Below are 25,822 nucleotides of genomic sequence, written 5' to 3'. Positions count from 1 at the left end.
CTTGGACAAGGGGTTTTTCTATGGATTTAAAGGAGAACTCTTTCCACTTCACTCCGCTTTTCTGCGAGCTTTTTGATTTGCTTCGGCTCGGTGCGGCAGCATCCCCCTATAATACGGGCTCCTGCGCGGTACCAATCCTCGGCGGCGAGATGAAAATCACCTTCGCAGCTGGCTGTTCCGCTCCACGTTTTCGTTTCCGGATCGTACGTTTCTCCAGAGTTGGGATACACGATGATCGGCTTTTCTGTATGTTTGTGCAATTCCGCAACGGCGTCTGCCGCAACAGAAGACGGGGCACAGTTCACCCCGATTGCCGCAATCTGCTCATTTTCATTAAAGTTCTCCGCACATTCTTTCAGTGATGTGCCTTCACTGATGGTTGTTCCATCACTTAATGAGAAGGACAGCCAGGCATAGGTTTCAGGATACTCTTTTAAAAGCTTGGCCACAACCTTTGCCTCCTGCAGTGAAGGAATGGTTTCCACCGCCAATACGTCCGCTCCCGCTTCGATCAGTGCTTTGATTCTGGGGCGGTGAAATTGTTCCAAGGTTTCATCAGACACCCCATAATTTCCTTTGTATTCCGAGCCATCTGCCAAATATGCCCCATACGGTCCAACCGATGCCGCTACGATCGGCTTTGGCCGGCTATCGCTGCTTTCTTCTTTCCAAAAATCATCTCTCGCCTTTTTCGCGAGCTCCACTGTATGCTGAATCAGCTGTATCGCTTCTTGTTCAGCAAGTCCGCGTGATAAAAAGCCGTCCAGGGTCGCCTGGTAGCTCGCCGTGATGGCGACATCCGCTCCTGCTTTAAAATAATCCTCATGAACCTGATAGATCAGCTCCGGCTTTTCCAGAAGAATGCTGGCAGACCAAAGCGGGTCATCGAGATTGCAGCCGTATCGTTCTAGCTCTGTGGCCAGAGCGCCATCCAGCACAACAAAGGAATGGTTTTTCAGAATTGTATCAATTGGATTAGATTTCTTCGGCATAGTTTTCTCCTCTTTTCTTTGATCCATTTTTAAAGTAATAGCTTCCGTAGCACACGAGCATAAACGGAACACCGCAATACAAAGCGATACGCTGCGTCGGGTCAAAGGCGATACCAATGAGTGAAGCGAGGCACAAAACAAACGCTGCAATTGGCACCAACGGGTATATCGGGGTGCGATACGCCAAATCATTGACTGAATTTCCTTCTTTCAGAAATTGCCGGCGGAAGTTAAACTGAGCGACACTGATACTCATCCAAACCACCACAACTGCCAGCCCCGAGATAGAAACGAGAACAACGTAGACCGTATCGGGCGCTATGATGCTGGATAAGAGAGCGAGCGCTCCGCCAAGCATACTTAAAATTACTGCATTGATCGGGACTCCCCTTTTCGTCACCCGCCCAAAGGCCGGATTGATCATTTTCTGGTTGGAAAGGGACCACAGCATCCTGGATGAGGCATACAGCCCCGAGTTTGCCGCGGAAAGAATTGCCGTCAGAATGACAAAATTCATAAGATCTGCAGCATATGGGACACCTATGCGGTCAAACACAGCAACAAAAGGACTCTTCAATACCCCTGCATCAGAAGTTGGCAGCAGTGCGGACAAGATAATAATGGTACCCACGAAAAAGATAATCAGCCGCCAAAGCGTCGTGCGGATGGCAATAGGTATTGTTTTTTGTGGATTTTCCGTTTCGCCGGCAGCCACACCAATCAGCTCCGTGCCGGAATAGGCAAAATTAACAGCCAGCATCGTCATCACAATGGCAAACGCACCGTGCGGAAATAGTCCCTCACTGGTTAGATTGGAGAAGAAGGGTGCCGGTTCGGAATGTGCCAATGGAATCCACCCAAATACAGCAGCTCCCCCCAAAAGGATAAAAAGGACGATGGCGACGACCTTTATGGAAGAAAACCAAAACTCGGATTCTGCGAAAAAGCGGACCGTCCATGCATTAAAGGCAAATATGATGAAAGCAAACAAAGCACTCCAGACCCAGACGCTCACGGAAGGAAACCACCGCTTCATCAATAGTCCTGCAGCCGTAAACTCTGACCCCAGTGCGACGGTCCATGTCAGCCAGTACAGCCACGCAACGGTAAAACCGGTTCCGGGGCCAATAAATTTGGTGGCATATGTATGAAAGGCTCCCGTTTCCGGCATATGCACGGATAATTCCCCCAAACAAAGCATGACCAGATAAACGACCAGTGCTCCGACCAAATACGATAAAATCGTCCCAAATGGTCCTGCCTGCTGAATGGTATAGCCCGTGCTCAAAAACAATCCTGTTCCAATAACGCCACCCAGCGACAGCATCACCAGATGCCTCGCCTTCATTTTTCTTTGCAGTTCTTGATTGCCTGTTTCCAGCATACTTCTCTCCTTCTTTTCGCACCCAGTCCAGATAAATAAAAAACGCACCCTAAAAGAGTGCGTTACTGACAAATAAAGCCGATCGCTCTCATCTATCAGGTTCTTCACCCGCTGGAATTAGCACAGTATCACAATCGACCTGTTGCTGAGGCTTCAAAGGGCCAGTCCCTCCACCTCTCTGGATAAGAAATATTTTTTTATTACAATAACAACTGGCAAACCGGCTGTCAAGGCAGCTTTTATATTCTTTCCCAATAAATCGACTATTTCCGGGGAAATACATCAGGAAAACGCATACGCTAATGAACAATTTTTACTTCCACTCTAATTCTGGCAAAATCTCTTTCTGCAATTCACACATTTCATCGATCATGGCACATGCCTGATAATAAGAAGGAGCCTGGGGATCCAGTAATATGGCCTGCAGCAATTTGGTTTTGGATTGTTCCACATAGGCTTCAAGCAACAGCTTATGAATGCTTCCCTGAATATTAATGGTGCCGAGTACGGCAGTAGGCAGCTCAATCTCCATCGGCTTGAGCGAGATTCCGTTTCCGTTCACGATGGCCTGAGTTTCCACCACCATGTCATCCGGAAGTCCTTTAATTGCTCCTTTATTCGGCATGTTGGCCGCATTGATTTGGATTTCTTCATCAAAGTAAACAGCCTCAATGATGGGAATAGCATATTCGTTACTCTTGCTGACTTTGTTTTTATCAAACTTGTAAGCTTGTTCCGCCCAGTCTTCCTGTGTGGTCGTGTCGTTAAACAACCCTTGATCCAGGGAATTCCCGCTCGCAGAGTATACAAATTCAGGTACTCGGGAACCGCTCTTCCACAGCTTTTCCCGGATCGGGTCATAGCGGAATTGAAGAGACAGGCCAGCGTAAAAGTCTTCAGCGTACGAAACGTATTCGCCGCAATGATTTGTTCCTGGGTATGGATAAAATCCATACGTACGGTACATCGTCCGGGATAATGCGTAGTGATCAAAATGAGCAAGACGATTGGCCGCTTTTTCTTTTTCATGGAATAAAGGATAAAGGTCTTCCCCTGTTTCCTTATCCCATATTTTCGTGAAAAAGCCGAAGTGGTTTAACCCTCCGCCCTCAACGCCGATAGAGCTTGCGGAGGTTTCAAGAAAGCTTGCCAGCTGATCGATTCCCATATCGAGTCCATGACAAAGTCCGACAACCTTAATGGACGTTAATTTGGAGATCGCCTCCACCAACTTTGCTTCCGGATTGGTGTAGTTGATAAACCATGCGTCAGGACATATTTTCTCCATCGTCCTCGCGATATGCAGCATCGGACCCAGGTTTCTTAACGTGTGGAACATGGAGCCGGGGCCGCCATTTTCCCCGTAGATCTGCTTGCTTCCAAAACGGCGGGGGATGTGGAAGTCCTGGGACCAGTAAAAGTATCGGTTGACTTCAATGGCAACGATTACAAAATCAGCATCAGTTAAGGCAATCTCTAAATCAGTCGTCCTGGACAATTCAGCAGGATGGGAAAACGCGGAATACATCTCTGCCGCATATTGATAGGTCCGGTTTACATTTTCCTGCTCAATATCCATTAAAGCGACTTCCAGCTGATCCACCTTTTTCAGCTTTTCGGATAAAACAATATCGTTGAGTGCGCCAAGGGCGAACGAAACACTTCCTGCTCCAATTAAAGCGATTTTCATTTATATCTCTCCTTCTGATTGATGGATGGCCAGATATCCTGCCCCGATCACTCCTGCATCGGCGCTGTATTGGTTGATGACGATGTTGATCTTGTCTTTCAGGTTTTTGAAAACTTTTTTCCTGGTGCTCTCGGCAACCTTCTCGATCAGCCATGGATTATGGTGAATAACGGCTCCTCCTAAAACAAAAATGTCCGGATCAATCGTTTGCATGAGGGAAGCGATGGCATTCGAGAAGTGCTCCACCCATAAATCGATGACTTTTTCCGCTTCTTCAGCACTCTTTTGATAGCGTTCGAACAGCAGGGCTGCAGAGGCGTCTACTCCGTACAGCTTTTGGCTTTCCGCCTCGAGGACCTGACCGCTGCATAACGATTCAAGTGAGCCGTCGTACAGGCTTGGATGGTTTGTTTTATGGCTGGAAACAATCATGCTGCCAATTTCACCCGCATAGCCGTGTGAACCCCTGAGAACCTTGTTATCAATGATAATTCCGCTGCCCACACCCGTGCTTACCGTGATGTAGATCGAGTTTCTAAAGCCCTTTGCCGCGCCGGAATGTGCTTCTAACAGCGCAACCACGTTCACGTCATTATCAATGAAAACCTGATAGCCCGGAAAATAGGATCGAAGGGTGTCCACACTCATTTCTTCGAGCCATGGAATATTTGTCACATCCACGATTCGTTCCGCATTATCGGGCCAGGGGACTGGAAGGCCGATCCCGATCTTTTTGGCTGTTCGATCCGGATCCACTTTTTTAATCATGCCAAGAATCGATTCGAAGAAATCATCTGGTTTCTTGTATTCAGTTGTCCGAGCTGTTTCTTTCCTGGTTAGAGACAGTCCGTTTTCCACCAGCCCCACACGTACATTCGTACCCCCGACATCAACGCCGATCACACGTTCATTCATGTTTTTATCCCTCAACTTTTTGTGTAATGTGCTTTGCAGCCTCCGTATCCAAGTAAAAATCAATATGGTCATGGTGAAGCAGTTCCTGGGCCGGCAGCCCCGCTTCTGGACGGTTAAAGATCTCTTTGACAATATCGGCTTTGTGTCTGCCGGTAATGGCTACAATGACTTTTTTGCTGGCAATCACCTGGTTTAATCCCAGAGTAATTCCCTTTGTCAGTGTTGCAGGCTCTTCAAAATACTTTTGTGCGGTTGTTTTTGTCTCATTCGAAAGATCGACGACACTGCTGTGATCCAGCAATGGCGTTCCCGGTTCGTTTAATCCGATATGTCCGTTCATTCCCACGCCCATTAAGCTGAATGTGATGGGATGCTCTTTGATATAGGCATCAATCTTTTCACATTCCTGCTGTAAATCATCGCTCATTCCATCATAGAAAAGGATTTGGTCAGGCTCGATACCGGCCGGGGAAAATAAATCCCTTTGCAGCATTTGATAGCAGCTTCCCTCCGACTCTTTTTCAATGCCCACCCATTCATCCAGGCTGACGATCCGAAGTTTCCTGACATTGTCGGTGTGTTTTGCCTGTAAAGCAAACCGCTGGTAGCTCTTTTGAGGTGTGCTTCCAGAAGCTAAACAGAATAAAGGATAATCTTCTTTCAGGCTTGCTGCCATTACGTTCGCGATGGCTTCGGCCACCTCTTCTTCTTTTTCAAAGATTTTAAGCATGCTGTTCACCTCCGGCTGTATTTGGCGCAGATATAACCTTTCCTATTTCACGTTGCAGCGATAGTATCCCCGCCCCCAGAGCAGACATGTGCTCGGCCGCACTGAACGAAATCGCCGGATTCCAATCCATATACCGCCCGACACATTCTCTGATTCTTTCAAGGAGCTCCTCCGGAAACAAAGCAATCGTTTTGCCGCTGATAATAATGCGGTCCACATCCAGGACACTGATGATATTGGTAATCACCAATGCGACCTTTTTGGCCAAATACTCCATGCATGCTTTATTTTCTTTCGAATCACTCAGATCATACGTTTTTAATAAGGCGCTAAGACCAAGCTTCCCCTCGAGCCAGCCTACTGAAGAGGGAGTCTTCTTAAACTCTTCATCAAAGCACAGATACTCAAGCTCACCCGCTCGTGAATTAAATCCTCTATGAAGCTTCTTATTCAAAATGAGTCCTGCACCGATCCCTTCTCCAAGGGAGATATGAATCAAATCCTCAGGCCATTCATCAAACGCTTCCAGGCTGCGGAATTCAGCCACGGTTGAAGCATTTACATCATTTTCAAGCAGGATAGGATAGGTAATATTGTTTTTCAGCCTTTCAACAATTTCCTCTACATGAAAATCCTCTTCCTGGTCTTCTACTGTTTTCATCCTGATCGTCTTGCTTCTTGTATTAATCGCACCCGCAACACCTATGCCAATTCCAATCACTACACTGCTGGCTTGCTTTGCTTCCTCCTCCATAACCGTTACGATTTCAGTAAAAACCCGCACAAAATCTTTATGGTAAAAGGGAAGATCGGTATGAAACGTGCGGGAAGCGATGACCTGGTTCTTTAAGTTCACAAGCAGCGCCCTCACAGCCTGGCCGATGATCTCCAGCCCAATCGTGACATAGCTGTTTTCATTGAACTTGTAAACCGTTCGTTTCCGGCCAAGCCCGCCCATTCCTTCGCGGCTTTCCCCGGTCTCTTTTAAAATTCCGATTTCGGTAAAATAGTTTACGATTTTACTTACCGTAACAAAACTCATCGCTGTTTTTTCTGTGATTTCCACCTTGGCCAGTTCCGGATGGTGAAGAAGGATATCAAATATGATTTTTCTGTTTTCATCTTTTATATCGTTCGGTAAATAAGATTTCATTCGTAACCTCTCAATTCAATTTAAGAACATTAATTAATAACCTTTAATAACTAAACAAAAATAAAAGACCTAATTTTCAGATCATTTATTAAATCATAAGTGACGGCTGCTTAAACTGTCAATACCGATAATGATCCGCACCCGGTACGTGAAGGAGGAGGTTTGCCTGTAAACGTGTTACCTTTAAATTGACATACATACTGAAGATGAGGTGAGAAAGATGAAAGTAGGAATCATTGGACTTGGAGATATTGCCCGTAAGGCTTATATGCCAGTGCTTACCCAGAAGGAAGGCATCGAACTAGTACTGTGCACAAGAAATGAGGAAACTCTTCAGCAGCTCGCGAGCCAGTATAGGATTCCTGAAACCGCCCGGACAGTGGATGAGCTCCTTGAAAAAGGGATTACTGCCGCATTTGTGAGTGCAGCCACCGACGCTCATCTTGAAATTGCCGAACAGCTGCTGAAAAACGGAATTCATACGTACATCGATAAACCGGTATCCCTTCATTTGGCGGAGACAGAACGTGTCGTTCAGCTTGCCAAAGAAAATGACGTGTTCGCCATGATCGGATTCAACCGCCGGTTTGTCCCGCGGGTCAGGGAGCTGAAAGAGCACGGGAAAGCCAACTTGATTTTAATGCAGAAGAACCGTTTTTCATCCTCTGATTACACCCGCCGGTTTATCATTGATGATTTTATCCATGTGGTCGACACGCTGCGTTTCTTAATGGGAACCGAGGTGCTTGATGTGAAAGTGGAGCATCAAAAAAAGGATGATAAGCTCCAGTACGTGATCATCCAGCTGATCGGGGATGGCTGTACGGCGATGGGCATCATGAACCGAAACGGTGGTGTGACCGAGGAAATCATTGAATACCATGCCGGCCACCACAAATATGTGGTAAACAGCCTGGTCGAAACCACTCATTATCACAATAAGTACATTGAAACGATCAAATTCGGAGATTGGGAGCCCACCCTCTATAAGCGAGGCTTCTATCAAATCACCGATCACTTCCTGGATTGCGTCCGCCATAACCGGCAGCCCAATCCATCGGTGGAAGACTCTCTCCTTACCCATGAAATATGCGAGCGGATTGTAAATCTAATTGAAGAAGAGCAGTAAAAGAAAAACCGGAGGCGGCTTGTCTCCGGTTTTAGTAATATACTCCCTGTGAGTTTATTACTAACTTTTGTAAAATATAAGAAAAGTTTGTTTGTTGGATATATAAACTAACTTGATGTTGGTATAATAAAATTAGCTTCCAGACGTTACATGCAGCTTGATCAGCAAGAAAATGAAAGCACTTACACTACTGAAAAAGGAGACCGGATGACATGCTCAACGTTTTACGCAAGCCCTTAATCACCGGATGCGCGTTAGCACTGCTGCTGCCCGCAGGCATTACCCATGCAGCTGAAGCCACGCCCAGCCAGAAGCAAAGCGCACTGGATGTAAAGCCGCTCGACAAAAGATACGAGGATTCTTTTACGATTGGTGCGGCTGTCGAGCCTAACCAGCTAGAAGGCACGGACGCTAAAGTTTTAAAGCGCCATTATAACAGCCTTGTGGCTGAAAACGTAATGAAGCCGATCAACATCCACCCTGAAGAAGGGAAATACAACTTTAAAGAGGCAGACAAAATCGTAAAGTTCGCCAGAAAGAACAACATGGACCTCCGCTTCCACAACCTCGTCTGGCACAGCCAGGTACCGGACTGGTTTTTCATGGATAAAGAAGGAAAGCCAATGGTAAACGAAAAGGATCCGAAAAAACGCGAACAAAACAAAAGGCTTTTGCTGAAGCGTTTGGATGAGCACATCAGAACCATCGTGCTCCGGTACCGCAATGATGTGGATTCCTGGGATGTGGTGAATGAAGTAATCGATGAAAATGCACCGAACGGCCAGGGGCTTCGAGAATCCCCATGGTACAAAATCACGGGAACCGATTATATTGCGACGGCGTTCCGCTCGACAAAACGATATGCCGGAAAACATTCAAAGCTCTATATCAATGACTACAATACCGAAGTGGAACCAAAAAGAACCTATCTGTACAACCTGGTGAAGGATTTAATGAAAAAGGGAGTGCCGATTGACGGTGTCGGACATCAGTCTCACATCCAGCTCGGCTGGCCGACTCTTCAGCAGATTGAAGACTCCATCAATTCCTTCGCGGACCTTGGCCTCGACAACCAGATCACAGAACTTGATGTCAGCCTTTATGGATGGCCGCCAAAGCCAGCGTACAAAACATACGACGAAATTCCTGCCGAAGTCTTCCAAAGGCAGGCAGAGCGCTACGATGCCCTGTTTAAGCTGTACGAAAAACTAGGCGATAAAATCAGCAATGTCACCTTCTGGGGAATTGCGGACAACCACACATGGCTTAATGACCGCGCCGAGCAATACAACAACGGTGTCGGTGTGGATGCTCCATTTGTGTTTGACCCGGATTACAATGTGAAGCCGGCGTATTGGGCGATTATTGATAAATAAGCATTATACTAGAGCTTATCCCTTTATGGGATAGGCTCATTGTATTTAAGTCACATATTAAGACAAGCTGTAAAAACCGGATATTACTACTGCAACATATAATAGCGCAGAAAATATCCATATTCTTATCCTGCCACTCCTGCCTGGAAACGGCTTAATTTGAATGTCAAACACAAAAGATAAGATGCTTAAACACACGATCATATACATAAGATTTGCAATCCAAGAAGGATGCGTTTTAAACCCAATAATTGAGGCTATGATGATGCTGCCTATTTTATAGATAATGTCTCCTTTTGAGAACTGCATGAACATCGCTCCTGCCTACCTTTGTATGGTTACCCCTAATGCATCATTTGGCCCATTAAAGAATGTAAAGACCCCTATTATAGCCAGCAATACAATGAGGATTACAGCTCCAATAATAATTCCAAGAACTATTTTTAACATTCTTCTTGTTGTAGCATCCAGTGCGATCACCTCTTTTTTATTTTAAGAACTGTCTAACCCTTGGATCTTTTCTTCCAAATAGTGGACCTAAAAGGAAAGTGTAAAAATTGTTTATTTTTGGTAACTTATAGTAATTTTTATACCCTTCGTTCTCTAAAACAAACACTATTACAATGAAATATTTACTCGTGTTCTGCTTAACAAAGCATCAATTGGAGAGCTTGACGATGAATTTTTTAGAAAAGAGGTGGTCCAACTTTTCTACCACCCAATCATTATTAGTGTTATGCATACAAAGACCCCGATAGGTATACTTATCGGGGTCTTAACCGGTTGAATTAAATGATTCCCTTTTGGAGCAGCCACTTTTCAAATGCCTCACTGCTTGTGTTATCATCGAGCTCTTTTCCGATTAAGGAAAAAATTTTGTAACCAATCTTTTCAACATAATTAAATAGTGGTTCCTTAACTTCGATTTGTTGTTCTTCTAGATCAATATAAACATCCCATATATCCTCATTCGCTCTTTTATAAGCGGTAGCTTCAATATCTTTAGAGTTTTCATAGTAACCTAAATGAAGATGTTGATTTGAGTCGTAAGCAGGTTTCATACTTTCCTCCTCCATCAATCAAAAAACGCCTCATTCATCCGCTCAAGGAGTTCCCCGAACAACTCCTTCTCTTTGCTGCTCCAGGTTTCTAGCATGTTTTGATACCGGGCGAGCCTCATTTTTTTATCCGCTTTCAATTTCTCACGGCCCAGTTCTGTAATGGTAAAGAGACTTACTCTTCCATCCGATGGATCGGAAGAACGCTCAATCAGGCCTTTTCCCTCCAGTGTTCCTGTCTGGCGTGAGAGGGTGGAGATGTCCAGCTTAAAGGACGCCGCCAGCTCTTTTACCCGGGCAGGTCCAAATTCCTCGAGCTGTCTCAAGATCAAATACGAGGCTCTCTCCAAATTTCCTATTTTATTTTCCGAGTTATCAATGTATACTGCCCGCCGGATAAAGGTGGTCAGTTCATATTCAATCCGTTCGACTGCATTCTTGTTGTTCAAAGCCATTCACTCCTGAACGCGCATATAGCCCGTATTCATTGACATTTGGCTATATGCTTGTATAATACAAATATATAATTGTATCGTACAAGTAATTATAAAAAATGTAAAGAGCAACGCTAGTCAGACAGAAGGGAGGGAGTTGTTCTATTAGAACAGCACCTTTTGTGAAAGCTATACGAATTATTCTGCAGATTGCCATTCTTTTCGCGTTTTCCCTGATCGGAGAAGGAGTTAATAACCTGCTTCATCTGCCGGTGTCAGGGAGCATCGTGGGATTGATCCTTATGCTGATCTGCTTAACCTTTAAAATTGTTCCGGTCAAGATTGTGGAAGACGGAGCAAGTTTTTTATTGTCATTTCTTCCCCTATTATTTATCCCCGCCATGGCAGGTGTTATGAATTACCCGGCACTTTTTTCAGGTAATGGCCTGGTCTTGCTGCTGATTGTCGTGTTGAGCACCCTTGTAACGATGGTCGCTGCGGGAATCGCGAGCCAGATGCTCGAGAATAATGCCAATAAGGGAAAGGAGAATGACGAGTGCAACAAGCATTTATCGCAATCATAATTATTTTACTCACCATTGCGGTGTATATCGCAATGACAAAACTATATGTGCGCTTCTCCTATCCGATCCTCATTCCTGTGCTGACCACAACTGTAGCGGTCATTGGGCTGCTGCTGGTCTTTCATGTTTCCTATGATCAATACATGATCGGCGGGAAATGGATCAATTCGCTTCTGGGACCGGCGGTTGTCGCATTGGCGTATCCGCTTTATAACCAGCGCAAAATTCTGGTTAAGTACAGCCTCCCCATTATAGGCGGCGTATTTGCGGGTCTGTTTTCCGGAATGATCAGTGGTCTTCTCTTTGCCGAAGTCTTTGGCATTGACCGGGATTTGATCTTATCCATCGTGCCAAAGTCGATTACAACACCGGTTGCCATCCAGATCGCCACCGGCATCGGCGGCGTACCTTCCATGACCGTAGTTTTTGTAATGGTTGCCGGATTCTCCGGGGTCATTTTAGGGCCAAAGATCATGAAATGGGTTCGCATCCGAAGCTACCTTGGAAAAGGCATTGCCTTTGGAAGTGCCTCGCATGCTCTTGGCACATCAAAAGCCTTTGAATACGGAGAACTGACTGTATCCATGAGTTCAGTATCGATGACACTGTGCGCCGTTCTTGGTTCGGTGTTCGGTCCGATTGTCGTTTGGATCTTTCATGTATAAGAAAAAATAGAGCCGTCCGGGTTTCCGGGCGGCTTTTTCTCTGTTTGAATTAAAGGTTACTCACCGTTTTTCGATGCTTTCTCACGAAAAAGTACGGTTTACTCACCATTTTATTGTCCTCACTCACGGAATTCCTTACTTTACTCACCGCTTTTAATCAGTCACTCACCAAACAAGTCATTTTCAAAAAAAAATCCCCCAGGCACAATGCCTGAGGGATTTTCTATATGTTCTTATTGAGCAGTATAACCGCCATCGATCACAACGGCTTGTCCTGTTACACTTTTCGCTTTGTCGCTGGAAAGGAACATAGCATAGTCTGCAATTTCGCTTACGTCAAGCAGACGTTTTTGAGGAACTAATGGGTAGATAACCTCTGCCAATACATCTTCAAGGGATACGTTTCTTGTTTTCGCAAGATCGCTCATTTGATTGCGAACAAGTGGAGTGTCCACATATCCAGGGCAAAGGGCGTTAACTGTCACGCCATGTTCAGCTGCTTCAAGTGCTGCAACTTTAGTAAGGCCAATGACACCATGCTTGGCACTGTTGTAAGCGGCTTTACCGGCAAATCCAATCAAACCGTTGATGGATGAAACGTTGATGATGCGTCCGAAGCCTTGTTCTTTCATGATTGGCAAGGCATGCTTGATGGCCACAAATGGTGCAGTCAGCATGATTTTGATCATCAATTCAAATTTAGCTGTAGGGAATTCTTCAATTGGTGAAACGTGCTGCAAGCCAGCGTTATTGATAAGGACATCAATGCGTCCGTACTGTTTATGAGCCGCTTCGATCATGTTTTTGATATCTTCTTCACTTGTTACGTCGGCTTTAAGGCCAATCGCTTCATGTCCAAAGCCTTTAAGCTCTTCAGCCGCTTTTTTAACGCCTTCTTCGTTCAAGTCGGTTAAAACGACTTTGCTTCCGTTTTCAGCAAACATTTTACCAATTTCAAATCCAATTCCACTTGCAGATCCTGTAATAACGACAACTTTATTTTCTACCATTACACTCACTCCTGAAATTTTATATAATTCCCATGGCCGCCATAATGATTCCAACAATTACGGCGATCGTTGGGATGATTAAACCAACGACAAACACATCTTTATAGGTTTCCTTGTGGGACAGCTTCGTAACCGCAAGGAGTGTCAGCAATGCTCCATTATGAGGAAGAATGGAAGCACCGGATGCAACAGAAGCCATTCGGTGAAAGGCTTCCGGACTGATGCCTGACGTATGGGCCAGGTCGGCATAGGTTCCGCCCAAGGCCTGCAGGGCAATTCCCATTCCGCCGGATGCTGAACCGGTAATCATGGCCAATAGCTGAACGACCAATGATTCAGACACAAGCGGATTGCTGGAGATGCCCAGCAGCATGTCGGTAATATGATCAAATTCCGGCACACTTGTAACAACTGCTCCGAAACCGACAGCGGCTGCGGTGTTGATAATCGCAAGAACCGAGCCCTTCGCTCCTTCGTTCATGGATGGCATAAAGGCCTTATACCGCTTCAGGTTAAGAAGAAGCAGCACGATGATGCCGGCCAATAAGGAAGCGATCGGATTCAGCTTGACGAAATCCAGCAAAATAACTACCACGATCAAAGGTACAAGCGACAATAGCCAATTTGGAAGATCTTCGTTCTCGTCATCCTCACTTACCTTGTCACCTTCCACCTCCGTAAAGGTATCCCCGGCAGCTGTCATTCGGTTTTCTCTGAACTTCAGCCAAAAATAACCGCCTACCGCCATAATTAACGTAGCGACAATTCCGATCCATGAACCTGCCATCGGACTCGTTTTGAACGTATTCATCGGAATCAGGTTCTGAATCTGCGGCGTTCCGGGAACAGCCGTCATTGTAAACGTGAATGCGCCAAGCACGATGGTCGGTGCGATCAATTTTCTGGAGATGTTCGCTTTTTTAAACAAAGCGAGCGCGATCGGATAAATCGCAAACACGACCACGAACAAGCTGACTCCGCCATAGGTAAGAACGGCTGAGGCAACCAGCACACCGAGAATCGCGCGTTTCTCTCCGATATATTTTGTAAACTGAAGAGCTACCGATTTTGCAGCACCGGTATCCTCCATCAATTTCCCAAGTACGGCACCCAATAAGAAAATCGGGAACCATTGCTTCGTGAAGTTCACGAAGCCTGTCATGTACGTATTCGTATACGCGTCAAGCAGATCCAACCCGCTCAAGAGCGCAACAATTCCGGCAACAACCGGCGCCACCCAGATGATGGACCATCCAAGGTAAGCGAAAAACATTAGTAGTGCAAGCCCTATCAAGATACTAACCAAACCTTTTCCCCCTTCTCTTTCTATAAAAACGATGCATCGTCGATTTGTGAATTTTTTATGAAAATGTGCTGCCCGAAGAGGAATTTTACTCTTAGAGCCCGGATAAGTAAAATGAATTCTCGCTATAGGTGGTATGCGAAATAGGTATAGGTAAATAGTGCTAAAAAAGGGTGCTGTTCCAGGTCACAGAGTTATGGACTGGTGCAAAAAGGGAATGGAAAGGAATGGTGTTTTGCAAGCGCTTTATCGTAAAAAAAGGGAGGAAATGAAATGGCAAATGTGATCAAACCCAATCCAAAGCTTTACGTGATGGATAATGGAAGGATGCAGATGGATAAAAACTGGATGATTGCCATGCATAATCCGGCAACAGCCGACAATCCGAATGCGCCTGCTGAGTTTGTGGAATTCCCGGTATATACCGTGCTGATCGACCATCCCGAAGGCAAGATCCTGTTTGATACGGCCTGCAATCCGGAAGCAATGGGAGCAGAGGGACGTTGGGGAAAAGCGACTCAATCCATGTTCCCGATCAACATGGGAGAGGAATGCTACCCGCATAACAGGCTTGAGGAGTTAAATGTACGGCCGCAGGATATTAAGTACGTTGTCGCATCCCATCTCCACCTCGACCATGCCGGCTGCCTTGAGCTGTTTACGAACGCGACGATTATCGTTCATGAGGATGAACTGAGCGGCGCGCTGCAAACCTATGCCCGAAATGAAAAGGAAGGCGCCTACATATGGGGAGATATTGACGCCTGGATCAAAAACAATCTCCAGTGGAAAACCATTAAGCGAAATGAAGACCAGATTCATCTGGCCGAAGGAATCAGCCTCCTGAACTTTGGAAGCGGACACGCATGGGGCATGCTTGGTCTGCAAATCAACATGCCGGAAACCGGCGGCATTATTCTGGCCTCGGATGCCATTTATACAGCAGAGAGCTTTGGCCCGCCCGTAAAGCCACCGGGCATTATCTATGACTCCCTCGGCTATTTGAATGCCGTGGAAAAAATCCGGCGCCTCGCAAATCAAACCAACTCACAGGTCTGGTTCGGGCATGACACCAACCAATTTAAAACCTTCCGGAAATCAACAGAAGGCTATTACGAGTAAAAGGAGAAGAAGGAGGACAACTGAGAATGAATGCAGCAAAGCTGGTATTTACACCATTAAGCTATATTGGCTGGGGAGCGTTAAAGGAACTGCTGCCTGAAGTTGAAAAATACGGCCCGCAAAAAATCCTAGTCGTTACGGACCCGATGCTCGCTAAAATCGGATTGACCGACAAGGTTACCGGCCCGCTTGAGGAACAGGGCTATTCTGTCACCTTGTACACGGAAGTTGTACCGGAGCCGCCGGTTGAAATCGGAGAAAAGCTCGTGTCGTTCACCCGGGAAGGCGGATTCGACATGGTGATCGGTGTCGGCGGCGGAAGTGCACTGGATTTGACCAAGCTCGCGTCCGTGCTCGCTGTCCATGAAGGTCCTGTCACGGATTATTTGAATTTAACAGGTACAAGAACAGTAGAAAAAAAGGGACTGCCAAAGATCCTTATCCCGACCACCTCCGGAACGGGTTCAGAGGTCACCAACATCTCCGTCCTCTCCCTTGAAACGACGAAAGACGTGGTCACCCATGATTACCTGCTTGCCGATGTGGCCATCATCGATCCTGCACTGACCCTGTCCGTACCGCCAAAAGTAACGGCTGCGACCGGCATTGATGCCCTGACGCATGCGGTGGAAGCCTATATTTCCGTTAATGCAAGCCCAACGACAGACGGCCTGGCACTGCAGGCGATTCGCCTGATCGCCCGCTCCCTTCGCCGGGCCGTTGAAAACGGCAATGACGAACAGGCGCGGATTGACATGAGCAACGGCAGCTATATCGCCGGCCTTGCTTTTTTCAATGCGGGAGTCGCCGGTGTTCATGCCCTTGCCTACCCGCTCGGCGGCCAGTTTCATATCTCCCATGGCGAATCAAACGCCGTGCTGCTGCCTTATGTCATGGGCTATATCCGCAGTAGCTGTGTCACGCGCATGGGGGACATTTTAAATGCTCTCGGCGGCAATTCCGCCTACCTGTCCGATGAAGAAGCATCCTACAGATGTGTTGAAGAATTGAAGCGCCTCGTCAACGATGTAGGCATTCCTGATACTCTCTCCGGTTTTGATGTTCCTGAATCAGCCCTCGAGAGCCTGACACAGGATGGCGTGAAGCAAAAAAGAATACTGGCGCGAAGCCCGCTACCGCTGCATGAGGACGATATCCGAAACATTTACCAGTCCGCCTTTGAAGGTGCCGTTGTTGAGCCTCAGTAACACTTTGTAAACCTTTAGAAGCCTGGCCAAAAGCCTGGTTTCTTTTTTATGGAATACAGGCATATATGATTGGTACGTCAGTCCATCGGGTAGAGGATAAGGTGTCTATTTTTTATGAGGAGGAAACATTGATGGGAATTTCTTTAAAGAAACTGAAGCATCAAGTTGTGGTCATTACCGGAGCTTCCAGCGGCATCGGGCTGGCAACGGCAAGAATGGCCGCCTCAAAAGGAGCAAAAGTGGTCCTCGCCGCCCGTAATGAAGCGGCTCTTCAGCAGCTGGCAGAAGAACTGAGAAGCAAAGGCTGTCCCACTGCCTATGTGGTAGCGGACGTGGGCAAAGAGGAAGATGTACGCAAAATTTCCGACACTGCACTGAGTGAATTCGGCCGCTTTGACACATGGGTCAACAACGCCGGGGTATCGATCTTCGGCAAAGCCATGGACGTCAGCACCGAAGACATGAAGCGGATGTTTGAAACAAACTTCTGGGGCGTGGTGTACGGCTCAAGAATGGCAGTCAAGCATTTTACCGAACGAAGGGTTCCCGGTGCATTGATCAATGTGGGCAGCCTGTTCGGCGACCGCGGGACCGTCGTGCAGTCCACCTATTCGGCAGCTAAATTTGCGCTGCACGGCTGGACCGAGAACCTGCGCATGGAACTGGAAAAGGAAAAAGCACCCGTCTCGGTAACCTTAATCCATCCCGGCAGAATCGATACCCCGTACAACGAGCATGCCATGAGCTATCTGGAAAAACAGCCGGCACACGTCGGCATGATGTATGCCCCTGAAGCAGTGGCTGATGCTATATTATACGCTGCATCCCACCCGACAAGGGACATGTTTATCGGGTCACAGGCGAAGCTTACCACGGTTTTGGGAAGACTCGCTCCCCGCATGATGGACAAGTGGATGGAAGGGACGATGTTCCGAACACAGCATGACAACCGACCGTCCAACCCCCGCGAGGAAAGCGGCCTGTATCAACCCGGTTACGGCATGCATGAGCGGGGCACCAATTCCGGCTGGGTCCGCAACCGAAGCTGGTACGTCAAAGCCTCCAAGCACCCGGTGCTGTCGGCGATGGCATTGACCGGCCTCGGAATGTACGTATGGAATGCGTCGAAGAATAATAAAAAAGAGCAAGTGCCTTATTCCTAAAAGAAAAACAAAAAGGAGACCGAATCCAGTGTTCGGTCTCTTTTTTTAAGAGAGATTGATTACGTATTACCTGAATTTTTCTTCATGTTAACTGCTTACACAATTAATATACTTTCTAAAAATTCATCAGTTACTTTGTATTCCTTTGGCCTTTGACTAACTAATTGAACGTATCCCGCTTCATTTAAGTTGTTCATGATTTGATTTAATTTATACCTTGATTTTTTCGACAGTTCCATTAACCGAGTCACAGGAAAATTAGCTTCAGCGTCTACAAATACGTTTAGATAGGTCATTATTTTTAATAGATCTGCTTCTTCTTCCTGATCAGACCAATTATTACTTTTAAAATAGTTTTTAATACGTTCCATTTTTGATAAATTTATTTCTAAATCATCAATTATTCCTTCTTGTCCTGCAGATAGTAATTCTAACATATCCTTCAAATAAAATGTCATATCTCCTTGATTTAATGGAGAAGGTATTTCTTCTAATGCGTTGTAGTATTTTAGTTTATTTTTGTTAACTGCATAAGAGAATGTTATTGCAGAGTATCTTTCAAGATATCTAGATAAATAACTACATACTAATAACCGTCCTGTTCTCCCATTCCCATCATAAAAAGGATGGATATATTCATAATAATAGTGAGCCACCATGTAACGGTATAGTTCGGAATGCTGTTCATCATCCAAGTAATTGATTAATGCATTGAGTGATTCAACAATTTTGCCCTCAGAACTTACACCAATATGCGTTGTATTTATTCCATCGTTTATCTCTACGTACCCTTTTCTAAATAATTCTCCATCTGGTATATCTTCTTTCGCTATTTCATCAGAGACAAGGTTATCATAAAGCTCTCTAAAGTCTGCTATTTCTGTGAAGGACTTAATTTCATCTATAAACAAATAGGTTTTCATTAATCCTTTAAAGCGCTTCTTCTTTTTTTCCGATTTCATTAAGTCACCTAGTACTTCTTTTAGTTCCTTTTTTGTACTACGTATACCTTCTATTTCATTATTACTTTGTGCTTCGTTTATAATAAGTTTATGGAAGTATGGTTCTATTACAAAGTTAGGAAGCTTACTAATCAAAGCAGATATTTTGGAACTATTTATCAATACTTTATTATTCAGAGACATTAATTTATGAATATTGACATAAAATAATTGGTAGGTTTCACTAATTTTTTTTCCTTTACGAAAACCATTAATCGTTAAAGGAGTTAAATAGCTTCCATAACTATTTTTTCTTTTACTCAGTTCGTTTTTATAGAATTCTTCATCCTTTTTATAAAAAAGCTTTGATAATTTCTCATATTCCATAAAAACCACCTCCCTTATTTAAAATTATCGTCATTTTTTTAATTATATATTCCATTCTTTGCTTAATACAAATAAAAATTACGATTTTTTTATTTTGAATTCTAGATCTTGATAAAGCACAAGAATTGGCAGACCAAATTATTAGAAAACACTTACCGAACCTTCATGACAAGAGGAATAATAGGTGTTTTATCTTTAGTACTAATTCCTAGTTGAATGAGTATTTCAAAAGCGTATAGTGTGCAACCCTTTTTCACTAATGAATAAGCCATACTAACAAGAGCATATAGAGTTCTTGCGTAGTATGGCTTATTCATTAGTGCAGACTTGTTGACTCACTACTGTTATTGACAGTATACTGTCAATAACAGTAGTGAGTCATAAAATTATTGAAAATAGGAGGATTCTTATCCATGAAACATACAGGAAGACACACTGGAGCATTTCTATTAATGTTTTTAACAGACGGAGATAACTATGGGGGGAAGCTTCTGCAAAAATGTGAGGAAGAGCTTCCCGTCAATCCCATTGACAGTGCCATATTATATCGGACTTTAAAGAAATTAGAGGAAGAAGGGGCAGTGGAATCTTACTTTGATACTAATGGTGATAAGCCGATAAGAATGTATAAAATCACAGCAGATGGCAAAAGAAAATTAGAAGATTTTCATATAGATATAGAGGAAAAAATAAAAAATTTATCGTTCTTTCAAGAGAAATATAAAGAATGGAAGACTCAAAATAATGATTAGCGGGATTATTTTGTATGCTGTTGCTACTATCTATTTGGTTATTTCTTTCATAAAGGATAAGACTAAAACGAAAAATGCCTTATTGCGTTCATGGAAAATGTTCCGCAATGTTTTACCCGACCTATTGGCTATTATGCTTTTTGTAGGACTCGTATTAACTTTATTAACACCGTCATTTATTTCTTCAATTATTGGCGAACAATCTGGTTTACTTGGCATTTTTTACTCAACCATCCTTGGCTCGATTGCTTTGATTCCGAGTTTTATCGTCTTTCCTCTCGGACGTACCCTGATACAAAATGGCGCCGCTCTTCCTCAAGTAGCGGTATTAATGTCCACATTGATGTCTGTTGGGTTTGCCACATTATCCATGGAACAAAAAACGTTTGGAAGAAGTTTCGCCTATGCCCGAAATGCTTCTGCCATTATAATGTCCCTTCTGTTTGCATTAATTATTTGGGTGGTGATGGCATGATCAAACTGAAAAGGTACTGGTTCTTTTTCGTTTTATTAATAGGACTCCTTGTTATAACTTTTATAAATCAAACTATGGGATTGAAAGCCGTTCAGCTAACGGGCAAAAGCATTTTGGATATGCTGCTCCTGCTTCCTCCCATATTTATATTGGTGGGGTTATTGGATCAATGGGTAAAAAAGGAATCGCTCATTCGATATATGGGTGAAAAATCAGGGATATATGGTATCTTATTCACCTTATTATTGGCAACAGTAGCTGCTGGCCCTCTTTATATAGCCTTTCCCATCGCTGTTCTTTTATTGAAAAAAGGAGCCAGTGTCCGCTATATCGTGTTTTTCTTAGGCGCCTGGTCAACAGTGAAACTGCCTGTTCTTTTATATGAATTCACATCATTTGGCACCAAATTCACACTGATTCACATTAGCTTTGGCCTCGTATTTTACTATTTAACAGGACTTCTTTTTGAAAAGATATATGACCAAAAAAAGATGTTAAAGAATGACATAACGATGGATGCATAAATTGACTCTATAAAGAATTACGCTTAACGTTTAAAGAAGAGCTTCAAATACTGAGGCTCTTCTTTTATCACTTTTTTCATTTTTTTGCCAATCCTACTTACATAAAATGATAAAATATAGTCACTATACTCTCCAAAGAGGTGACATCAACTTGATCATTTATGAAGCGACAAAAATGGAATTTATCTCTGATGTTACAAATGAACTTCTTGTGGAACGTCTTTATGAATCTTATCAAAATAAAATAGGCCGGACAAGTAAAAGTGAAATACAATCATGGGAGAATTCACTCCAGCGAATGTCTAATGTTATGCAGGATAAAGAGATTCCAGATGATTCAGCTGTTGCCATAGAATTTAAGATACCCAATACTTCTAAACGGGTGGATTTCTTGGTAGCTGGTCATGATGGGACTGAAGATCATGTCGTCATCGTAGAATTGAAGCAGTGGTCAGAGGTTGAGAAGATAACATCCAAGGATGCACTTGTGTCTACTTATCTCGGCGGAGGGAATCGGACAGTAACCCATCCTTCTTATCAAGCATGGTCATATGCTGCCTTAATTCATGACTTTAATCAAAATGTGCAAGATCAGCATATCCTGTTGAATCCATGCGCCTATTTACATAATTACCGTAAGTCAGAAAATGATCCTTTAATCGATCCTCACTATACTGACCATCTTGAAAAAGCTCCTGTTTTTGCAAAAGGCGAAATACAGAAATTAAGGGACTTTATTAAGAAATATGTTCGTTTCGGTGACCGTAACCAGTTAATCTATCAGATAGAACACGGGAAAATCCGTCCTTCAAAGTCATTACAGGATTCTCTTGCTAGCATGTTGAAAGGGAACGAGGAATTTGTACTGATTGATGAGCAAAAAGTATTTTATGAAGATGCCTTTCTTTTAGCGTTGGAGAGTATTAAGACTGAAAAAAAGAGGGGTATGGTCATTGAGGGCGGACCAGGTACAGGGAAATCAGTTATGGCTATAAACCTCCTTGTTAACCTTATTAATCAGGAATTAACAGCACTCTATGTATCGAAGAATTCAGCTCCACGTAATGTATATGCCTCTAAACTGAAAGGCACCATCAAGAAAACCCAGATTGATAACCTGTTTAAAGGATCCGGAAGCTTTACGGAATCCGAAAAGGATGAATTCGATGTTCTCATAATCGATGAAGCACACCGTCTAAATGAAAAGTCCGGTCTCTACAGTAATTTAGGAGAAAACCAGATAAAAGAGGTAATCCACGCTTCTAAATTTACAATTTTCTTTATCGATGAGAACCAAAAAGTCACATTAAAAGATATTGGCAGCATTGATCTCATAAGCAAGTATACAAAAGAGCTAGACGCAGAACTGATTCAAGGTAAGCTTGTCTCACAGTTTCGCTGTGATGGGTCTGACGCCTATATTGCTTGGCTGGATGACGTTCTTCAAATTAGGGAAACAGCTAACGCAAATGACCGTGGCATAGATTATGACTTCAGAGTATGTGATGACCCCAATGCTATGCTGAGGGAAATTGAAGAACTCAATAAGAAAAACAACAAGTCACGTATGCTCGCCGGATACTGTTGGGAATGGCCAACGAAAGGCAGGAAAAACACATTACATAAAGATATTGAACTACCGGAACACAACTTTGAGATTAGCTGGAATCTATCAGACAGCATCTGGGCCATTGAACAGGATTCCGTCTCAGAAGCCGGCTGCATCCATACTTCTCAAGGACTGGAGTTTGATTACGTCGGTGTCATCATAGGACCCGATATTTCCTGTAGAGATGGCCATGTCGTTACAGACTATACTAAGCGCGCTAAAACCGATCAATCTCTTAGAGGAATTAAAAAACTGGCCAAAGAGGATCTTGAGAAAGCTCAAGAATTAGCAGACCAAATTATAAGAAATACTTACAGAACGCTCATGACGAGAGGTATGAAAGGGTGCTTTATCTTTTGTACTGATCCAGAGTTAAATAAGTATTTTAAAGAGCGCCTGAAAAAGTCTGCTCCTTATGAGGACTTGTCGCCTAAAGTGGAGGTGGCTGCGGAGGAGTTGGGGAAATATTAGCATTAGCGGGATTCTGAGAAGGATGAGCAAATAAGGCTTGCTACCAAATACAGTCTTTGGAGCATACTCACCGCGATTGGTGGTCTTGGGTCACTATTTTGGCAAGCCTTCTCATGGTCCAAAGTTATCGCCTTGACCAGAAGGCTTATAAGAGGGCTGCCTAAGAAACTAAAGAAAAAAGAGCTGCAGAACAGCTCTTTTTTTCATGCATTTATGAAAACATGCCCACAACCTGGCCTAGACCAGCCAAAGCAAATCCCCCTAAGTATCGATAAGCAATTAAGGCGATGAGTACCGATATATCAATGACTCCAATCGGTGGGATAAAGCGCCGAAATAACCCAAAGTAAGGTTCCACTAGATTACCAATCCACATGCCCATCCTTGTTGCATGAAATTGAGGGAACCAGGAACCGATAATGAATATGATCATCAACCAGTAAAAAATATCGTAAATGTATTGTCCTGCTTGTAAAATGATAGAACCCACTTTTTTTCTCCCCATCTAATACAATTTTGGCTCTTTACTCTTTGTTCTTTACTGCATAAACGGATAAGACTCAAAAAAGTTTCATCTTTTTTTATTGAAAACGTCCGTGTTATGAATACTATGGGAAGATCGATAGGGTTTTGGTACGAAGGAAGAGTAAAAAGAAGAGGCCAGCCAGGCCTGCTACTTATGATACGGCTCCCCCCGATTTATCCGAAACGCCCGGTAAATCTGCTCCACCAGCACCAGCTTCATCAGTTGATGGGGATAGGTGATCCTTCCGAAGGAAATCTTCTCATTCGCCCGCTTCATTACTTCATCACTCAGTCCCAGGGATCCGCCGATGACGAAGGCCACTTTGCTTTTGCCGTAGGTGGCGAGCTGGTCGAGGTTTTTTGCCAAATCCTCTGATGAAATCAGTTTGCCTTCAATCGCCATGGCGATGACGTGGGCGTCCTGCGGGATTTTGGCCAGGAGGCGGTCGCCTTCCGCTTTTTTGACGAGCTGCATTTCCTGATCACTAAGGTTTTCGGGTGCTTTTTCATCTGGTACTTCGACAATGTCGATTTTTGCGTACGGTCCGAGCCGCTTCACATATTCCTCAATTCCCATTTTTAAATACTTTTCTTTCAGTTTGCCAACCGTTACAACTAAGATATTCACAGGGTATAACTCCTTTTATAAACAACTTATCCACAAAAGTTATCCACATATGCACAAAATCTATCCACATTTAGTATAGGATCACTCGTTCGATACTTTATATATGGCTGTTTTATCGCAATATGTACAGATTGTTGATAACTTTTCTTTTTCTGTTAATAACTCCAGGTTCGGATAAATTTCCAGTTCGTCGATCAATTCGTCGATTCCGATATCCACATGTTCATCACAGCAGTATTTTTTCAAAATGATTCTCCTTATCCACAAGATACTCTTCTGATAGTTTAACACAATGTACACCTTCGTTATTCGACAAAAAAAATCAGGAGAAAGCTCTCCTGATTTTCTTATGAGGATTTTTGCTGTGCGAGTTTCACGGTAACGTTTTTCTTTTTGCCTTTGCTGTAGTAGGTGATATCCAGTTTGTCTCCTACCTTTTTCTTATACAGTACTTTACGCAGCTCAAGCGGTGATCCGATCTTCTTGCCGTCAAACTCTGTGATAACATCCATTTCTTTAATGCCTGCTCGGTCCGCTGGTGATAATGGTGAAACATCCATCACCACGACTCCTGAATTAACGCTTGATGGCAGCTTCAATGTGGTTTGGCGGTGATAGCTGCTGACCTGAGATAGCGGAATCGGTCCTACACCAAGGAACGGACGCTTCACTTCACCAAACTTCTCAAGGTCGTTAATGATCGGCTTGGCGGTGTCGGCAGGGATCGCAAATCCGATTCCTTCGACTTCCTCCTGAGCGATCTTGCTGGAGTTAATGCCGATCACCTGTCCTGCAACGTTGATGAGCGCGCCGCCGCTGTTACCAGGGTTGATCGCTGCATCGGTCTGAATGACTTCCGCCTGCCAGTCCGGGTTGCCGTCTTCATCAATATCCACCGGCATGGTGCGGTCGGCACTGGATACAACACCCTGTGTGACAGAGCCTGGGAACGTTCCGAGCGGGTTACCGATCGCAATCGCCGGTTCACCCGGTTTCAATGAGCTGGAAGAACCGAATTGCGCCACGTCCTTCACTTTGCTTCCGTCCACTTCAACCACCGCAAGGTCCATCAGTGGATCGGTTCCGCGGAGTGTTCCTTTAAGCTTTGTTCCGTTGCTCAGTGTGACTTCGAGGCGGGAGGCATCCTTCACCACGTGGTTGTTGGTGACGATGTAAGCTTTGCCTCCTGCTTTTTTATAAATAACGCCAGAGCCTGAACCGGCAGCCTGCTGCTGCCCGCCCTGGTTCCAGAATTGGCCCTGCTGGATGTTCAGGACTTCAACTACGGCATCTCTTGTTTTCGAGACGGCATCTGTCACATTATTGGTGACATTGACCTTCACGTTTTTCGTAATGCCTGAATCTTGTACTCCGCCATTGTTGTTATTGGAACTGGAGTAATTCTCAGGCAGCAGCCCCATGCCCCCGAGAGCCGGGATTGAAAATAAGATTAGCAGTCCGCCAAGAATGGCACCCACAAGGGCAGCCAGCAAAAACCCGCCGCGGTTTCCTTTTTGCCTTTTGGGACCGGATTCATAATCGTCATCGTAATAGCCCATTTCCTGCTTCACCGTTCCTTTCGTAAATATTATAA

At 44.4% G+C, this 25,822-nt stretch carries 26 protein-coding genes and 1 riboswitch; of the genes, 11 read left to right on the top strand and 15 right to left on the bottom strand.

Annotated features, from left to right (window positions below; genetic code table 11):
• Positions 1–26 precede the first annotated feature (26 nt).
• The 6 genes from mmuM to QYB97_RS21920 all read right to left on the bottom strand — a co-directional run bounded on the left by mmuM (position 27) and on the right by QYB97_RS21920 (position 6,864).
• Positions 27–992: a homocysteine S-methyltransferase gene (mmuM, locus tag QYB97_RS21945; RefSeq protein ID WP_301168166.1), complete on the bottom strand. Its 966-nt coding sequence runs from the start codon at positions 990–992 to the stop codon at positions 27–29.
• Positions 976–2,376 (bottom strand): S-methylmethionine permease, encoded by a 1,401-nt coding sequence (gene mmuP, locus QYB97_RS21940; protein ID WP_301168165.1) that lies wholly within the window; start codon positions 2,374–2,376, stop codon positions 976–978. The genes mmuM and mmuP overlap by 17 nt, the downstream gene beginning before the upstream one ends.
• 85 nt (positions 2,377–2,461) lie before the next feature.
• Positions 2,462–2,565: riboswitch (SAM riboswitch) on the bottom strand.
• Between the two features lie 124 nt (positions 2,566–2,689).
• Positions 2,690–4,066, bottom strand: a complete 1,377-nt coding sequence (locus tag QYB97_RS21935; RefSeq protein ID WP_301168164.1) for a family 4 glycosyl hydrolase — start codon at positions 4,064–4,066, stop codon at positions 2,690–2,692.
• Positions 4,067–4,981 (bottom strand): ROK family protein, encoded by a 915-nt coding sequence (locus QYB97_RS21930; RefSeq protein WP_301168163.1) that lies wholly within the window; start codon positions 4,979–4,981, stop codon positions 4,067–4,069.
• Positions 4,982–4,985: 4 nt separating this feature from the next.
• Positions 4,986–5,711: a 6-phosphogluconolactonase gene (locus QYB97_RS21925; protein WP_301168162.1), complete on the bottom strand. Its 726-nt coding sequence runs from the start codon at positions 5,709–5,711 to the stop codon at positions 4,986–4,988.
• Positions 5,704–6,864 carry an ROK family protein gene (locus tag QYB97_RS21920; protein WP_301168161.1) on the bottom strand — a complete coding sequence of 387 codons (1,161 nt, stop codon included), beginning with the start codon at positions 6,862–6,864 and terminating at the stop codon, positions 5,704–5,706. The genes QYB97_RS21925 and QYB97_RS21920 overlap by 8 nt, the downstream gene beginning before the upstream one ends.
• 220 nt (positions 6,865–7,084) lie before the next feature.
• On the opposite strand from QYB97_RS21920, the gene QYB97_RS21915 reads away from it, so the two are divergent.
• Positions 7,085–7,993, top strand: a complete 909-nt coding sequence (locus QYB97_RS21915) for a Gfo/Idh/MocA family protein (protein ID WP_301168160.1) — start codon at positions 7,085–7,087, stop codon at positions 7,991–7,993.
• A 212-nt stretch (positions 7,994–8,205) separates the two neighbouring features.
• On the top strand, positions 8,206–9,369 hold the full coding sequence (locus tag QYB97_RS21910; protein WP_301168159.1) for an endo-1,4-beta-xylanase: 1,164 nt from the start codon (positions 8,206–8,208) through the stop codon (positions 9,367–9,369).
• A 788-nt stretch (positions 9,370–10,157) separates the two neighbouring features.
• Here the strand turns inward: QYB97_RS21910 and QYB97_RS21905 are convergent.
• Entirely contained in the window at positions 10,158–10,430 is a 273-nt protein-coding gene (locus QYB97_RS21905) for a DUF3986 family protein (protein WP_301168158.1), read from the bottom strand.
• Between the two features lie 14 nt (positions 10,431–10,444).
• Positions 10,445–10,876: a MarR family winged helix-turn-helix transcriptional regulator gene (locus QYB97_RS21900; RefSeq protein WP_301168157.1), complete on the bottom strand. Its 432-nt coding sequence runs from the start codon at positions 10,874–10,876 to the stop codon at positions 10,445–10,447.
• Positions 10,877–11,043: 167 nt separating this feature from the next.
• Between QYB97_RS21900 and QYB97_RS21895 the strand changes: the two genes are divergently transcribed.
• Together QYB97_RS21895 and QYB97_RS21890 are read left to right on the top strand one after the other, a co-directional pair.
• Positions 11,044–11,445, top strand: coding sequence for a CidA/LrgA family holin-like protein (locus QYB97_RS21895; RefSeq protein WP_301168156.1), 402 nt, complete (start codon positions 11,044–11,046; stop codon positions 11,443–11,445).
• Complete coding sequence (locus QYB97_RS21890; RefSeq protein ID WP_301168155.1) at positions 11,418–12,110, top strand: LrgB family protein; 693 nt, start codon at positions 11,418–11,420, stop codon at positions 12,108–12,110. The genes QYB97_RS21895 and QYB97_RS21890 overlap by 28 nt, the downstream gene beginning before the upstream one ends.
• Before the next feature lie 233 nt (positions 12,111–12,343).
• Here QYB97_RS21890 and QYB97_RS21885 read toward each other — a convergent pair whose 3' ends face one another.
• Together QYB97_RS21885 and QYB97_RS21880 are read right to left on the bottom strand one after the other, a co-directional pair.
• Positions 12,344–13,120 carry a 3-hydroxybutyrate dehydrogenase gene (locus QYB97_RS21885; RefSeq protein ID WP_301168154.1) on the bottom strand — a complete coding sequence of 259 codons (777 nt, stop codon included), beginning with the start codon at positions 13,118–13,120 and terminating at the stop codon, positions 12,344–12,346.
• 19 nt (positions 13,121–13,139) lie between these two features.
• Complete coding sequence (locus QYB97_RS21880) at positions 13,140–14,426, bottom strand: GntP family permease (protein WP_301168153.1); 1,287 nt, start codon at positions 14,424–14,426, stop codon at positions 13,140–13,142.
• A gap of 270 nt (positions 14,427–14,696) precedes the next feature.
• Here QYB97_RS21880 and ahlS point away from each other — a divergent pair, with 270 nt between their 5' ends.
• The 3 genes from ahlS to QYB97_RS21865 all read left to right on the top strand — a co-directional run bounded on the left by ahlS (position 14,697) and on the right by QYB97_RS21865 (position 17,916).
• Positions 14,697–15,545, top strand: coding sequence for an AhlS family quorum-quenching N-acyl homoserine lactonase (ahlS, locus tag QYB97_RS21875; protein ID WP_301168152.1), 849 nt, complete (start codon positions 14,697–14,699; stop codon positions 15,543–15,545).
• A gap of 26 nt (positions 15,546–15,571) precedes the next feature.
• Positions 15,572–16,753: an iron-containing alcohol dehydrogenase gene (locus QYB97_RS21870; RefSeq protein ID WP_301168151.1), complete on the top strand. Its 1,182-nt coding sequence runs from the start codon at positions 15,572–15,574 to the stop codon at positions 16,751–16,753.
• A 131-nt stretch (positions 16,754–16,884) separates the two neighbouring features.
• Positions 16,885–17,916: an SDR family oxidoreductase gene (locus QYB97_RS21865; protein ID WP_301168150.1), complete on the top strand. Its 1,032-nt coding sequence runs from the start codon at positions 16,885–16,887 to the stop codon at positions 17,914–17,916.
• Positions 17,917–18,011: 95 nt separating this feature from the next.
• Here QYB97_RS21865 and QYB97_RS21860 read toward each other — a convergent pair whose 3' ends face one another.
• Positions 18,012–19,244 (bottom strand): Fic family protein, encoded by a 1,233-nt coding sequence (locus QYB97_RS21860; RefSeq protein ID WP_301168149.1) that lies wholly within the window; start codon positions 19,242–19,244, stop codon positions 18,012–18,014.
• A gap of 413 nt (positions 19,245–19,657) precedes the next feature.
• On the opposite strand from QYB97_RS21860, the gene QYB97_RS21855 reads away from it, so the two are divergent.
• The 4 genes from QYB97_RS21855 (at position 19,658) to QYB97_RS21840 (ending at position 23,075) form a co-directional block, all read left to right on the top strand.
• Positions 19,658–19,996: a PadR family transcriptional regulator gene (locus QYB97_RS21855; RefSeq protein ID WP_301168148.1), complete on the top strand. Its 339-nt coding sequence runs from the start codon at positions 19,658–19,660 to the stop codon at positions 19,994–19,996.
• Positions 19,989–20,471, top strand: a complete 483-nt coding sequence (locus QYB97_RS21850) for a hypothetical protein (protein WP_301168147.1) — start codon at positions 19,989–19,991, stop codon at positions 20,469–20,471. The genes QYB97_RS21855 and QYB97_RS21850 overlap by 8 nt, the downstream gene beginning before the upstream one ends.
• The gene (locus tag QYB97_RS21845; RefSeq protein WP_301168146.1) at positions 20,468–20,995 is read left to right on the top strand and encodes a permease; all 528 of its coding nucleotides are present in this window, start codon (positions 20,468–20,470) and stop codon (positions 20,993–20,995) included. Before QYB97_RS21850 ends, QYB97_RS21845 begins: the two co-directional genes overlap by 4 nt.
• Before the next feature lie 151 nt (positions 20,996–21,146).
• Positions 21,147–23,075 (top strand): DUF2075 domain-containing protein, encoded by a 1,929-nt coding sequence (locus QYB97_RS21840; protein ID WP_301168145.1) that lies wholly within the window; start codon positions 21,147–21,149, stop codon positions 23,073–23,075.
• Between the two features lie 211 nt (positions 23,076–23,286).
• Here QYB97_RS21840 and QYB97_RS21835 read toward each other — a convergent pair whose 3' ends face one another.
• The 4 genes from QYB97_RS21835 to QYB97_RS21820 all read right to left on the bottom strand — a co-directional run bounded on the left by QYB97_RS21835 (position 23,287) and on the right by QYB97_RS21820 (position 25,787).
• The gene (locus QYB97_RS21835) at positions 23,287–23,565 is read right to left on the bottom strand and encodes a YggT family protein (protein WP_301168144.1); all 279 of its coding nucleotides are present in this window, start codon (positions 23,563–23,565) and stop codon (positions 23,287–23,289) included.
• A gap of 183 nt (positions 23,566–23,748) precedes the next feature.
• Positions 23,749–24,228: a 23S rRNA (pseudouridine(1915)-N(3))-methyltransferase RlmH gene (gene rlmH, locus QYB97_RS21830; protein ID WP_289479534.1), complete on the bottom strand. Its 480-nt coding sequence runs from the start codon at positions 24,226–24,228 to the stop codon at positions 23,749–23,751.
• 81 nt (positions 24,229–24,309) lie between these two features.
• Positions 24,310–24,474, bottom strand: a complete 165-nt coding sequence (locus tag QYB97_RS21825) for a CxxH/CxxC protein (RefSeq protein ID WP_301168143.1) — start codon at positions 24,472–24,474, stop codon at positions 24,310–24,312.
• Positions 24,475–24,575: 101 nt separating this feature from the next.
• Positions 24,576–25,787, bottom strand: a complete 1,212-nt coding sequence (locus tag QYB97_RS21820; protein ID WP_301168142.1) for a S1C family serine protease — start codon at positions 25,785–25,787, stop codon at positions 24,576–24,578.
• Positions 25,788–25,822 lie beyond the last annotated feature (35 nt).

This window comes from Fictibacillus fluitans (assembly GCF_030418125.1).
Classification (GTDB): Bacteria; Bacillota; Bacilli; order Bacillales; family Fictibacillaceae; genus Fictibacillus_C; species Fictibacillus_C fluitans.
The sequence above is the reverse complement of the archived record's forward strand: the minus strand, read 5'-3'. Positions and strand labels throughout refer to the sequence as shown.

Coding starts and splice junctions, on each gene's coding strand:
- mmuM (WP_301168166.1), bottom strand. CDS start 992: ATGCCGAAGAAATCTAATCCAATTGATACAATTCTGAAAAACCATTCC.
- mmuP (WP_301168165.1), bottom strand. CDS start 2,376: ATGCTGGAAACAGGCAATCAAGAACTGCAAAGAAAAATGAAGGCGAGG.
- QYB97_RS21935 (WP_301168164.1), bottom strand. CDS start 4,066: ATGAAAATCGCTTTAATTGGAGCAGGAAGTGTTTCGTTCGCCCTTGGC.
- QYB97_RS21930 (WP_301168163.1), bottom strand. CDS start 4,981: ATGAATGAACGTGTGATCGGCGTTGATGTCGGGGGTACGAATGTACGT.
- QYB97_RS21925 (WP_301168162.1), bottom strand. CDS start 5,711: ATGCTTAAAATCTTTGAAAAAGAAGAAGAGGTGGCCGAAGCCATCGCG.
- QYB97_RS21920 (WP_301168161.1), bottom strand. CDS start 6,864: ATGAAATCTTATTTACCGAACGATATAAAAGATGAAAACAGAAAAATC.
- QYB97_RS21915 (WP_301168160.1), top strand. CDS start 7,085: ATGAAAGTAGGAATCATTGGACTTGGAGATATTGCCCGTAAGGCTTAT.
- QYB97_RS21910 (WP_301168159.1), top strand. CDS start 8,206: ATGCTCAACGTTTTACGCAAGCCCTTAATCACCGGATGCGCGTTAGCA.
- QYB97_RS21905 (WP_301168158.1), bottom strand. CDS start 10,430: ATGAAACCTGCTTACGACTCAAATCAACATCTTCATTTAGGTTACTAT.
- QYB97_RS21885 (WP_301168154.1), bottom strand. CDS start 13,120: ATGGTAGAAAATAAAGTTGTCGTTATTACAGGATCTGCAAGTGGAATT.
- ahlS (WP_301168152.1), top strand. CDS start 14,697: ATGGCAAATGTGATCAAACCCAATCCAAAGCTTTACGTGATGGATAAT.
- QYB97_RS21870 (WP_301168151.1), top strand. CDS start 15,572: ATGAATGCAGCAAAGCTGGTATTTACACCATTAAGCTATATTGGCTGG.
- QYB97_RS21865 (WP_301168150.1), top strand. CDS start 16,885: ATGGGAATTTCTTTAAAGAAACTGAAGCATCAAGTTGTGGTCATTACC.
- QYB97_RS21860 (WP_301168149.1), bottom strand. CDS start 19,244: ATGGAATATGAGAAATTATCAAAGCTTTTTTATAAAAAGGATGAAGAA.
- QYB97_RS21855 (WP_301168148.1), top strand. CDS start 19,658: ATGAAACATACAGGAAGACACACTGGAGCATTTCTATTAATGTTTTTA.
- QYB97_RS21850 (WP_301168147.1), top strand. CDS start 19,989: ATGATTAGCGGGATTATTTTGTATGCTGTTGCTACTATCTATTTGGTT.
- QYB97_RS21845 (WP_301168146.1), top strand. CDS start 20,468: ATGATCAAACTGAAAAGGTACTGGTTCTTTTTCGTTTTATTAATAGGA.
- QYB97_RS21820 (WP_301168142.1), bottom strand. CDS start 25,787: ATGGGCTATTACGATGACGATTATGAATCCGGTCCCAAAAGGCAAAAA.